Genomic DNA, 11,328 nt, shown 5'->3' with positions numbered 1-11,328 from the left:
GATACTTTTTAATGGTGCATTATTAACGGCATTACTCGAACAAAAACCAATGCCAGAGGCGATCACCTTTGCTCACGCAGCCGCCGCACTTTCAGTGACGAAAAAAGGAGCACAATCTTCAATTCCTAGCCGAGAAGATGTGATGAATTTTTTACAATCTCAATAATCTCGGTTAGTATAAGCGGTTATATTTAAACCAATTTTTACGATTTAAGGATCAACGCTTAATGGCAACAATGAAAGATATTGCACGCATTGCGAAAGTATCAACATCAACGGTTTCACACGTTATCAATAACTCTCGCTTTGTGAGTGATGAAATCAGAGAAAAGGTGCTCGCTGTTGTTGAAGAGCTAAATTATAGCCCTTCGGCACTCGCTCGTAGCCTCAAAGTAAACGAAACTAGAACGATTGGAATGCTCGTTACTGCGAGCGATAACCCTTTTTTCTCTGAAATTATTCGTTATGTTGAGCAATATTGCCATAGCTATAATTATAATTTGATCCTTTCTTACGCCGACGGAAACAACGAGCGTTTACAAAAAAATATCCAAACGTTAATTCAGAAAAAAGTAGATGGTTTGATCTTGATGTGTTCGGAATCACACTGGAATATTAGCGATGATATCAATCATCAACTTACGTTACCAATGGTAATTATGGACTGGTGGCCAACGGAATTAAATGCGGATAAAATCATCGAAAACTCAGAACTTGGTGGCTATCTTGCAACAAAAGCACTGATTGATAAAGGTTACACCAAAATTGCGATTATTACCGCTGGAATTAAAAAATTCCTTGCTCAAAATCGTTTAGAAGGTTATAAAAAAGCCCTTAAAGAAGCTAATTTAGCCATCAATTCAGATTGGATTATTGAAAGCCACGCAAACTTTCAAGATGGTTTTAACGCTATGCAAAAATTACTCAAAAAACAACCGCTTCCAAAGGCGGTGTTTGCGTGTAGTGACACCATTGCTATCGGTGCTTATCAAGCCATTTGGCAAGCAGGTTTAAAAATCCCACAAGATATGGCGGTGATTGGCTATGATGATATTCATATCGCCCAATTTCTCGCTCCACCACTTACCACCATCAATCAGCCTAAAAAAGAGCTCGCTAAAAAGGCGGTTGAAACCTTATTAGCACGCATCAAAAACAATAATCCGCCTTATCAAAAAATTATTTTAGATCCTGTGTTAAAATTAAGGAAGTCAATCTAATTTTCAATTATTAACAAGGACATTTTATGGCAGATCCACACATTCAATCCCCAATGGACTTTTGGGATTATTTAACCGTTATTATTTATCGCTGTGGCTTTGTGCTAGCAGGGATAATGGTTTTATTATTACCTTATCAACCTGATATTGCCCAAATAGGCATTTTAATTGCAGCGGTTTGTTGTGCGTCATCACTGCATATTTATCTAAAATCTTTTCGCCTGATTTTACAGTTCGCCACTTGGATTGCGTTGTTATGTCAAATAATCGGTTTTAACGAATTAGCACTTGGTGGAGCATTAGTTACGCTAGGAGGACTAGCCTTCAAAGAATATTTCTGTTTTAGAGTACCATTGCTAAATTTACAGCCTGTTTTTGTTGCCCTGCTATGGTTTTTTATTCAATTTAATACTGAATTATTGGTGCAAATTATATCTGTTATCGTGGGCGGATTATTTATCGTTTTAGCTATCCAAAAATGGCGAATGCCGCTGCATTTTGATATTGGTGATAAAAGCAAATTTCAAATCTAAAGCACATAAAAATAAAGGGGAACTATTCCCCTTTATTGATTAAAACGATTTAGAAAACTCAATATTTACTTTATTTTCTTGCGTATTATATAAAAAATGATTACTTTTGGTTTTATTCCACGATAGTACCAAACGAGGCGTAATCCCCAGCCAATGCCAATTACGGTGCCATAATGATAATTTCGCTGAATAATCCTTATCGGAACGTTTAATATTAAACAGATCCACCCCTTTATAATCACGTTTCCCAAAAGATAAAATCAAACGAGATGACAAACCGCCTTGCCACTCCTGCCCTAAGCCAACATAAGCTCCTTTACGGACAAAAGCATCATCTAAATCTCGGGCCTCTTTGTTATAAAGATTGATTCCCGCAAGCCAATATTGTTGTGAGTTTCGCATAAAAAAGGCGGATAGCCCAATAAAGTGACGCTGACCGTTTAAATGCTTTCTGGTATCAAATTTCTCATATTCCCACGACCAATTATTTGATAATTTAAAACGTGGTGTAAATTGATAACTTTCAAATCCACTCGCCCCGTAGCTCACAGAATAAGGATCCGTGCCATAAAAACGTTTTTTAACAAAAGGTTGCACTTCTGCGACAAATCGTGCCGTTTGGTAACCTAATCCCACGCCAAGTTGGGCAGAAACATCATCATACTGATGATTATTCCAAAACAGATCGCTACTTAAATCTGCCTGTAAGTTACCGTAAAAATTACCTTTTAAGTTGAAGCGTTTTGACACACCAATATCAAAATGAAAACCTTGTGCTTTTTCAGCTTTTGGCGTGGTCACTTTACCATCACCATACTTCACTTCACGTTCTTTTGGGGCATTATTGATATTGCGTTCATTACGAAAATAAAAATTTGCATTCCACTGCCAATCTTGCTCTCTGTCAATATGTAATATGGTTTGTTTCACCTGCTCTGCGACACTCGGTGGCAAAGGTTCACTTTGTAATTTATTAAACTGATCACGTGCCGCCACACGCTGATGATTCGCATATAATGCTGTTGCTAAATCTAAACGCACCACAGACATTTCAGGATTGTGAGCAATAATTTCACGGTAATAGTTGATCGCTGTATCAAACTGCCCCTTTGAATGTGCAAGCAAGCCTTTTGCATACGTGATTAGCAACGGATCAGCATCAGGTAGTTTTTGATAAATCGGCAAAACAATCTCAATGCCTTCGACCTGCTTGGTCAATACAACACTTTGCATTGCTCGTTTTAACAAAGGAGGATTAGCTAATAAATTTTGCTCATCTACTCGTACCGCATTGCTCTTTTTCTGAGAGATTGAAGCGGTCACTTTTTTATCAGTTTTTGCAAATTTTTCAATTTTATCTATTGCTTGAAAATCAGGATTGGTCTCAGATTTATAATCTTGTGGTGTATAATCTTTCGCTATCACAGCACTAGATATGGCAGTAATAGTTAAAATGCTTAATAATTGTTTTTTCATATTCCGTATATCTTAAAGGCAAATTGTATTCGCCAGCCATTATAAAAAGTTGTTGTGTAAGGACGTATTACATACCTCCAACAATTATACAAAAAAATTTCAGGGCGAATCCAATTCGCCCCGAGCATTTTAGTAAATTCTACCAAAAATATAACCGCTTGGTTACTGTTTTTTAGCTCCAAAAGAAGTGACTACATTACCATCCTTATGGATACCACTTAACTCCGCCGCTTGTGAGCCATAAAACTGACCTTTACCTTTTCCGGAATCAAAAGTAAATTGGTTACCTGTGATTGATCCTGTCATCGTATCACCTAGTTTTTTACCTGTTTGATCATCGAAGGTATCAATTTTGATATTTTTAAGTGCAAAATTTACCCCGACATCCACTGTACCATTATTAAATGATTTTTTATTCTTGTCATAATTAACAAAATCACCAGAGTATTTAGTCTCTACATTGGCTGTTGGCATATCATCTAATACAGTCACTGTACCCTGACTGAATGCAACCAAATCTGCATCATCAGGCACTAAGATACCAAAACGAGTTTCAGTATATTTTCTACCACTTACCGCCTTCGTTAAAGTATCACCAAAAATGTTACCTCCATTATTCATAAAGAAGCCACCAGGATTCATCCCCTGAGGCATTAAATTAACAGTTTTACCATTGAGAACAAACTGATTTATTTCGCTTTTAGCGATATCATTTAAAATTAAGCTTGTATCTTTTTTATCTGCTGCTGGAACAGTTGATACTGCTGGTGTATTAACTGAATTTCCAGCCGTATTTTCAGTAGTATTAGCCTCGCTATTACTACTGCCACCACCGCTACCACAAGCAGTTAAAAAAGCTGATATTGCAATAACTAGCAATGTTTTTTTCATAATAAAACTCCATATAATCGACGGTTAAGAATTGCACCAAATGTACAAAAAAAAACAACCGTGCAAGATTCACTTTTAACTATTTTTTAAAAATGTGACGCCTATCAAATTTTATTTTTTGATCTATTTTTAATTCATTATGACGCCTGATCTTTTTCAAGATATATTGCTCTCTGATTATCATATTTATCAAACCAAAACTAAATTGCATCAATAGTAAGAATGATATTTTAAGCATCTATTCCTGTCTGTTCCTTTAGCTACCGTAAGCTCTGTTTTAGTTACTTAGAATTTAATAATTTAGCTGAAACTAAATATTCAAATATCCTAATGAATCCGACATAAAGTTCGCTCATAAAAAAAGCCCAATCCGCTAAGATTGAGCTTTCTAACTATGATCCTGTTATTTAATGATAATGTATTTAACTTTGTCTTTTTCTTCTTGCTCTTTTTTGAGCTGCTCTCTTCTTGCTTCTTCTTGTTTATATTCTATATAAACTTTACATACCTCATAAATGACAAATACGACGAAAATACTCAACCATACAAGAATATATCCCCAACCTTTCCATTCCCATACTTTATCGCTAGCCAATACTCCTAGCATATATAAAAGGATAAAAGGCAAAACGAGACCATAACCAAAGAATTTAACAAACCATATTATGTAATACATATTATTTCCTATTAAAACAATAATGATTATATTCTAATTTTATTCAATTATTTAAATGGATCTTGCCCATTTAATATTCGCCATTTTTCGCTCGAAGTTAAGCTTTTATACGCCGGATCCCGCCATACCTTTATACTATAAACAATAGCAAATAGCGTAATTGCAGCCCCGACAAAAATTCCATAGGGGAACTCTGACGTATTCAACCAAAGAGCCAAATAAACTAATCCAATAATGATAACTGACCCTAATAAAATAAAAGGGTTAATACCAAGCCACTTTAAAAAAAGTGTCATTACAAGAAGAGTAAAAATACCTAGAATTATTGTTGCTATCATTTTATTCTCCTAATATTATAATAATGTCAAAATCGACGTTTTACTGACTGATTTTATACTATCAAAAGTTAATTCTAACCCTTTCTTTTTAATAGTTAATTTAATTTTATTCCAAATCGTATAATTACGAATATTATCTACTCTGATATCTTGCATGCTGAGTTTTTGTTCTTCTTTCTCTTCTATGAAACATCAAAAGATTACGCACTAATTCCCAATCTATTTTCAGTGTTTTCTCTTTTAACCAAGCGGTTATATTTTAATTAAATTTTACAAAAATAAGTTTAACAAATTTTATATTGCTTTTGCTACCATCATTGCTATCTTGAACACACTTTTACTTTGACAATTTGATTTTAATGTTATGAGTGTATATCCAAAAAAACAGCAGTTATACTGTTTTTAAATTCCCTGAGTCATTTAGCACTTTCCCCTGACGATATTTAATACCAGCCCAAGCAGGACGCCCTTCTTTCTCAAAGTTTTCAAGTACTGCATTCCATTGTACCAGCAATAATGCTCATCAACTCTCTACGGTCAGCCGTTTTATCAGCGAGTTTTTTTAATAACGCCGTAACCATATCGGCATTATTTAGCTTTACTTCAATAATCATTCATCGTCCTTTACAGGATAGGCATCTAAAATAGCCATCGTTCTTAAATATTCCGCAAAATTACAAATCATTGAACTACTGTTACTTAAATTCTTTAATAACGCCTCTTTTATTTCGCATTTATGAAATTTACTTAATGCACAAGGGTAGCTTTCTTGTAACCATAATTTATCCTGTTCTAACAATTTTGCCATATAAAACTCCTATTGATTTTAATTTTAAACCTTGTTATATTCCAAACTGCGATTATTAGAAAAGCGGTGATAATCTCCCTGCCGCAGCCTATTTGGGGTCTGCCCAAGTGTCTGAGAGCGTGTGTAAGTGATCGGGAGCCTTACCTAATAATCGCTAATTTTTCTAAAAACTTATCCCATTCTGCTTGACCAATCCCACGAAAAGACAAAATAAAGAACTCGTTTGTATCCTTAATTTCTTTAACAACAGCCATTAATTTTTTATTATCAAATAGTTTTAAGAACACTAAATTTCTTCCATCTCTGAGGATATTATCAGGCTCATAAATAATATCAGGCAATAACGCATAACTATATCCCCATCACGGCTATTTAGCTGCTTAATCAGCGTATCATCACTTAACCAAACCGTTGCCGTTTCGCTGCCAATCAACGCCTTATTTTCAGCACTTAACACACCACTAGCAAACTTAAAATTACGGCTTAAATTTTCACGAACGGTCACCATTTCTTTGGCATTTAACTTCGTTACCCCTAATTTATCTTTTAAGGTTTTAAACTGGCTTTCAACCTGATTAAAAGCCCATTTAAACTCGCTCCCTTTCATCTCCACTTTTGCAAATTGATGGGCTAATTTCTCAGGGTAATCATCTAAATTTAGTTTATAAACTGTGCGTCCAATGCCTTAACCGTACAACGACAATTAAAGTCATTCAGAGGATAGAATTATTGTAACAATTAACTTATTTATAATGAATTTACACCATTACTATCAAAAGAAGATTCAACGATAACTACTGGCAATAAATTTAAACCCGTATCATTAGCCAAAGAAAAAGTTAACGATGAAAAAAGACTTTATGGAGAAGAATTAAACTGGAAATAATCGAAAATATGCTTATTTAAATACCATTCATCTTATGTATCACGAAAATAATATCGTAACTCACAGCACATTTATGACATAAAAAAGATTTTGATAAGAAAAAATTGAAAGATAATTTATTGATTTATAAGATGCTTAAAATGGTACGCCCTATTGGATTCGAACCAATGACCTACGGCTTAGAAGGCCGTTGCTCTATCCAACTGAGCTAAGGGCGCAAGGATATGATATAAAAAAGAAGTGGTCGGCGAGATAGGATTCGAACCTACGACCCACTGGTCCCAAACCAGTTGCGCTACCAAGCTGCGCTACTCGCCGACTGACAATGTGTGCTATTATAGTTTCTGATTAGGATCCGTCAATGCTTTTTTTTAATTTTATTCTCAGTCGCTTGATATTTATTCAGTTTATACTTTTATCGCTTATCAAAGTCTTCATTTTTTGAGAGAATGACACAAATTATCTTTTAAAATTAAGGAGTATCAATGTCTGCTCAAATTATTTCAGGAACAGCTGTTGCTACACAGATTAAAAATAAAATTACTCAAACTATTACTCATTATACATCTTTGGGAAAACGCTCACCTTGTTTGGCTGTAATTTTAGTAGGAAATGATCCTGCTTCACACATTTATGTGAAAAGTAAACGTAAAAGTTGCGAAGAATTAGGTATTATTTCTCAATCATATAACCTTCCTTCACAAACAACAGAAGTAGAGTTATTAACGCTGATCGAAAAATTAAATAATGATAACAATATAGATGGTATTTTAGTTCAACTTCCTCTACCAAAACACATACAAGAAAGCCATATTATTGAGGCAATTTTACCAAATAAAGATGTCGATGGTTTTCACCCTTATAATGTAGGACTGCTATGCCAGCGAATTCCTAAACTACATTCTTGCACACCGTATGGTGTGATGAAACTTATTGAATATACAGGGCAAGATATTAAAGGCAAACACGCTGTGATTGTTGGTGCATCCAATATTGTTGGGCGACCTATGGCATTAGAATTTTTACTTGCAGGCTGTACAACAACAGTTACTCATCGTTTGACTCAGAATTTAGAGCAACATATAAAACAAGCCGATATTCTTGTAGTGGCGATTGGTAAAGCTGAATTTATTCGTGGTGAATGGATAAAAGAAGGAGCTATGGTATTTGATGTTGGTATTAACCGCTTAGAAAATGGGAAATTAGTTGGCGATGTAGAATTTGAAATAGCCTCTCAACGAGCCAGCTTCATCACACCTGTGCCAGGTGGTGTGGGGCCAATGACAGTGGCAATGTTAATGCAAAATACACTACAAGCCTATGAAACACATATTAAAAACTAAGCCCCCCCTAAATATATAAAATAAAACTCACATACTTAATTCAAATTAGTATGTGAGTTTTTTATCACTAATTATTCTTAATTACGCTTTTTTACGGCGTTTTAATGTATCAAGTAATACCGCTACAACAATAATTGCACCTTTAATAATTTGTTGCCAATATGGGTCAACCCCTAGCATATTCAAGCCTTTATTTGTGGTACCGATAATCAATGCACCCACGACACACATTGGAATACTACCAACACCACCTGCTAATGATACACCACCAATTACCGCAGCGGCAATCGCATCTAATTCCCACGCTAAACCATAAGATGGATTACCCGCATAAGTTCTTGCTGCAAGTAATGCACCCGCTAAACCAGCTAATGCTCCAGCAATGATATATACCCAAATTAAGGTTCTTTTTGTGTTGATACCACAAATTTTAGCTGCATTTAAATTACCACCGATAGCATAAATATGGCGACCAAAGGTTGAACGACTGAGTAAAATATGAGCCGCAATGACAATAACGAGATAAACAAGCACCAATCCTGGTAAGCCGAAGAAATCAATATCCGCAATCCAAGTAAAAGATTCTGCTGATGCGTCAATTGGGCGACCGTCAGAATAAAGCTGAGCAGCACCACGCGCCATTGTCATCATACCCAATGTGGCAATGAAAGGCGGAATTGAACCATAAGCCGTTAATCCACCGTTAATAAATCCAATAACCGCACCGACCAAAATAGACATTGCAAATGCCATAATTGCATTTTGTGTATCCACTGATTCGACAATAGATGCTGCAACAACCGCTGTGAGTGCCACAACCGATCCTGATGAAAGGTCAATCCCTTGTGATAATCGCTAAAGTTACCCCAATCGCAATAATGCCGAACATTGAAACTTGTTCAATAATACTAAAAATGGTTCGGCTAGATAAAAAGCCATCAATAGTGACAGACAATGATAGGAATAATAAAACAAGAATTAGTAACATTCCGTAGGTGTTAATCATTTTCTTTAAGGTTATAGCTGACATAATAAATACCTCATTATTTGTTAATTTCTATAAAAGAATTTTTTGCTTAAATTGTATATTGTTTCAAGCTAGCCCGACGCCAATTCGAGTACGCGTTTTGGGTTAATTCATTGCGTGGAATAATGCCAACTTGTGTCCTTCGTGCATAACCATTACACGATCACTCATTGCTAAAAGTTCAAGCATATCAGACGTAATCATAATGATTGTTTTACCTTTTAGCAAGCTCTACCATCAATTTATATAACTCTGCTTTTGCCCCTACATCAATCCCTTTTGTCGGTTCATCAAGAATTAAAATATCTGGTTCTAGAATTAACCAACGAGCAAGTAATACTTTTTGTTGGTTACCTCCTGATAAATTATCCGTGACAACATCCACATTCGGGGCTTTAATTCTGAGCTTATCCTTTTGTACATTTGCGGTTTTTTTGGCTTTTGTGACTGAAAGGAGGAAATTTTCTAGATAAGGTGACATTTGAGGCATAATAATATTATCTGTGATACTTAAATTTAGGAATAATCCTGTTAGTTTCTATCCTCTGTCACAAAGCCTATTTTATGCTCCATTGCATCGTGGGGTGTATGAATGTCAACTTTCTGACCGTGAATATAGATTTCACCACTCTCTGCCGGTCTATATCCAAACAAGCCTTCTGCGATTTCTGAACGACCAGCCCCAACCAATCCAGCAATACCAAAAATTTCACCTTTATGAACTTTAAAATTCACATTTTGATAATGCCCTTTACGACAAAAATCTTTAATTTCTAATACAACTTCATCAGAAGGTGGTAACTCTTCTCGCTGGAACATTTCAGACATATCTCGACCAACCATCATTGAAATAAGTTCATCTTTGGTTACATCTTTAACATCTTTTGTACCAACATATTGCCCATCACGAATAACGGTTATTTCATCTGCAACCGTAAATACTTCATCTAACTTATGTGAGATAAAAATAATCGCAATACCACGTGCACGTACCGTGTCTATAATTTTATATAACTGCTCCACTTCACCTTCTGTTAAAGCCGTGGTTGGTTCGTCCATAATAATGACTTTTGCATAATTGGATACAGCGGTGGCAATGGCAACAAGCTGGGCTTTTGCGACGGAAACTTCTGACATTTTAAGTGTTACATCAAGTGGAATACCTAATGATTCTAAAATTTCATTTGCTTCATAGTCCATTTTCTTTTGGTCAACAAAAAATCTATTTTTTGTTACTTCTCGCCCTAAAAATAAATTATCTGATATTGTCAAATTTGCGGCAGGTGAGATTTCTTGTGGCACCATCGTTAAAACCACTACGAATAGCATCAATAGGACGTTTAGGATCAAAAGGCTTTCCATCTAAAATCAACTCGCCACCATCATCTGGCGTATAAATCCCATACAGAATTTTCATTAACGTCGATTTACCCGCACCATTTTCACCCATCAATGCATGAACAGAACCTTTTTTACTTTTAAATTGATTCCATCTAATGCTTTCACTCCTGGAAACGTTTTAGAAACATTACGCATTTCTAAAATATATGGAGATTCATTCAAATTACTATTCATTTATCGCTCCTTTAAATATTTCAGGAAAATTAACTAGCTGAACAAAATATAATGTGTATTGCTCTTCTCACTCCTTATATTTATTCAAATAATCGACTATCTTGTCTGGTGTAACCAACTCAAAAGGAATCCAATTATATTGCGTTACCTTCTCTCCTTTTGCTGCTTATAAGCAATCTCTGCACTTAGCGAACCTTGCCCAGAAGCAGACTGATAAACTGTCGCATCAAGCCCTTGTCCTAAATACGCTAATGCGTCAGGCGTAGCATCAATACCAACGATTAACAAATCTTGATCGTCTAATCCTATTTTTCGAGCTGCAAGCAATGCCCCAATCGCCATTTCATCGTTATTACTTAAAATTACTTTAATATCTTTATGAGCAGCCAATAAATTTTCAGTAATTTCCATTGCTTTTGCTCTATCCCATCTCGCTTCTTGCTGAGTAATAATTTCTACTTCTGGGTGCGATTTTAAGATGTCCTGATTTCCTTTAGTACGTTGAATTTGAGCTTCCCACCCAAGAGGCCCCATTAAAATAATCGCTTTTGCAGG

12 protein-coding genes, 2 tRNA genes and 3 pseudogenes are annotated in these 11,328 nt (G+C 35.4%); 4 read left to right on the top strand and 13 right to left on the bottom strand.

Annotated elements, in window-relative coordinates; translation table 11 throughout:
* The 3 genes from DYE60_RS10085 to DYE60_RS10075 all read left to right on the top strand — a co-directional run.
* A partial coding sequence (locus DYE60_RS10085; protein WP_245942711.1) for a PfkB family carbohydrate kinase occupies positions 1–166 on the top strand: 166 nt, incomplete at its 5' end.
* A 61-nt stretch (positions 167–227) separates the two neighbouring features.
* Complete coding sequence (locus DYE60_RS10080; protein ID WP_115315444.1) at positions 228–1,220, top strand: substrate-binding domain-containing protein; 993 nt, start codon at positions 228–230, stop codon at positions 1,218–1,220.
* A gap of 26 nt (positions 1,221–1,246) precedes the next feature.
* Positions 1,247–1,753 (top strand): DUF2301 domain-containing membrane protein, encoded by a 507-nt coding sequence (locus tag DYE60_RS10075; protein WP_115315445.1) that lies wholly within the window; start codon positions 1,247–1,249, stop codon positions 1,751–1,753.
* Positions 1,754–1,792: 39 nt separating this feature from the next.
* Here DYE60_RS10075 and DYE60_RS10070 read toward each other — a convergent pair whose 3' ends face one another.
* The 10 genes from DYE60_RS10070 to DYE60_RS10030 form a co-directional block, all read right to left on the bottom strand.
* A complete protein-coding gene (locus tag DYE60_RS10070; protein ID WP_115315446.1) occupies positions 1,793–3,229 on the bottom strand; it encodes a porin family protein in 1,437 nt (478 codons plus the stop codon).
* Between the two features lie 162 nt (positions 3,230–3,391).
* The gene (locus tag DYE60_RS10065; RefSeq protein ID WP_115315447.1) at positions 3,392–4,120 is read right to left on the bottom strand and encodes a transferrin-binding protein-like solute binding protein; all 729 of its coding nucleotides are present in this window, start codon (positions 4,118–4,120) and stop codon (positions 3,392–3,394) included.
* Between the two features lie 403 nt (positions 4,121–4,523).
* A complete protein-coding gene (locus DYE60_RS10060; protein WP_115315448.1) occupies positions 4,524–4,796 on the bottom strand; it encodes a hypothetical protein in 273 nt (90 codons plus the stop codon).
* Between the two features lie 47 nt (positions 4,797–4,843).
* Entirely contained in the window at positions 4,844–5,134 is a 291-nt protein-coding gene (locus DYE60_RS10055) for a hypothetical protein (RefSeq protein WP_115315449.1), read from the bottom strand.
* 485 nt (positions 5,135–5,619) lie between these two features.
* Positions 5,620–5,748: a G protein gene (locus DYE60_RS10050; protein ID WP_245942676.1), complete on the bottom strand. Its 129-nt coding sequence runs from the start codon at positions 5,746–5,748 to the stop codon at positions 5,620–5,622.
* Complete coding sequence (locus DYE60_RS10045) at positions 5,745–5,942, bottom strand: hypothetical protein (RefSeq protein WP_115315450.1); 198 nt, start codon at positions 5,940–5,942, stop codon at positions 5,745–5,747. The genes DYE60_RS10050 and DYE60_RS10045 overlap by 4 nt, the downstream gene beginning before the upstream one ends.
* 140 nt (positions 5,943–6,082) lie before the next feature.
* Positions 6,083–6,229, bottom strand: coding sequence for a hypothetical protein (locus DYE60_RS10260; RefSeq protein WP_172460360.1), 147 nt, complete (start codon positions 6,227–6,229; stop codon positions 6,083–6,085).
* Positions 6,229–6,549, bottom strand: a complete 321-nt coding sequence (locus DYE60_RS10040; RefSeq protein WP_115315451.1) for a hypothetical protein — start codon at positions 6,547–6,549, stop codon at positions 6,229–6,231. The genes DYE60_RS10260 and DYE60_RS10040 overlap by 1 nt, the downstream gene beginning before the upstream one ends.
* Before the next feature lie 420 nt (positions 6,550–6,969).
* Positions 6,970–7,046 (bottom strand) — tRNA-Arg (locus DYE60_RS10035).
* A gap of 23 nt (positions 7,047–7,069) precedes the next feature.
* Positions 7,070–7,146, bottom strand: a tRNA-Pro gene (locus DYE60_RS10030).
* Positions 7,147–7,313: 167 nt separating this feature from the next.
* Here DYE60_RS10030 and folD point away from each other — a divergent pair.
* Positions 7,314–8,171, top strand: a complete 858-nt coding sequence (folD, locus tag DYE60_RS10025) for a bifunctional methylenetetrahydrofolate dehydrogenase/methenyltetrahydrofolate cyclohydrolase FolD (protein WP_115315504.1) — start codon at positions 7,314–7,316, stop codon at positions 8,169–8,171.
* An 81-nt stretch (positions 8,172–8,252) separates the two neighbouring features.
* On the opposite strand, the pseudogene DYE60_RS10020 reads toward folD, so the two are convergent.
* The 3 pseudogenes from DYE60_RS10020 to DYE60_RS10010 form a co-directional block, all read right to left on the bottom strand.
* Positions 8,253–9,201, bottom strand: a pseudogene (locus DYE60_RS10020) (ABC transporter permease).
* 68 nt (positions 9,202–9,269) lie between these two features.
* Positions 9,270–10,773 (bottom strand): annotated as a pseudogene (locus DYE60_RS10400) (sugar ABC transporter ATP-binding protein).
* 67 nt (positions 10,774–10,840) lie between these two features.
* Positions 10,841–11,328 (bottom strand): annotated as a pseudogene (locus DYE60_RS10010) (substrate-binding domain-containing protein); the annotation flags it as partial.

This window comes from Phocoenobacter uteri (genome assembly GCF_900454895.1).
GTDB classification, from domain to species: Bacteria; Pseudomonadota; Gammaproteobacteria; order Enterobacterales; family Pasteurellaceae; genus Phocoenobacter; species Phocoenobacter uteri.
Note: the sequence above shows the minus strand (reverse complement) of the source record. Positions and strands in the feature narration are given on the sequence as shown.

Excerpts from the sequence above, each read along its gene's own strand:
- DYE60_RS10045 (WP_115315450.1), bottom strand. The coding sequence starts at position 5,942 with ATGGCAAAATTGTTAGAACAGGATAAATTATGGTTACAAGAAAGCTAC.
- DYE60_RS10060 (WP_115315448.1), bottom strand. The coding sequence starts at position 4,796 with ATGTATTACATAATATGGTTTGTTAAATTCTTTGGTTATGGTCTCGTT.
- folD (WP_115315504.1), top strand. The coding sequence starts at position 7,314 with ATGTCTGCTCAAATTATTTCAGGAACAGCTGTTGCTACACAGATTAAA.
- DYE60_RS10040 (WP_115315451.1), bottom strand. The coding sequence starts at position 6,549 with ATGAAAGGGAGCGAGTTTAAATGGGCTTTTAATCAGGTTGAAAGCCAG.
- DYE60_RS10080 (WP_115315444.1), top strand. The coding sequence starts at position 228 with ATGGCAACAATGAAAGATATTGCACGCATTGCGAAAGTATCAACATCA.
- DYE60_RS10075 (WP_115315445.1), top strand. The coding sequence starts at position 1,247 with ATGGCAGATCCACACATTCAATCCCCAATGGACTTTTGGGATTATTTA.
- DYE60_RS10065 (WP_115315447.1), bottom strand. The coding sequence starts at position 4,120 with ATGAAAAAAACATTGCTAGTTATTGCAATATCAGCTTTTTTAACTGCT.
- DYE60_RS10050 (WP_245942676.1), bottom strand. The coding sequence starts at position 5,748 with ATGATTATTGAAGTAAAGCTAAATAATGCCGATATGGTTACGGCGTTA.
- DYE60_RS10070 (WP_115315446.1), bottom strand. The coding sequence starts at position 3,229 with ATGAAAAAACAATTATTAAGCATTTTAACTATTACTGCCATATCTAGT.
- DYE60_RS10055 (WP_115315449.1), bottom strand. The coding sequence starts at position 5,134 with ATGATAGCAACAATAATTCTAGGTATTTTTACTCTTCTTGTAATGACA.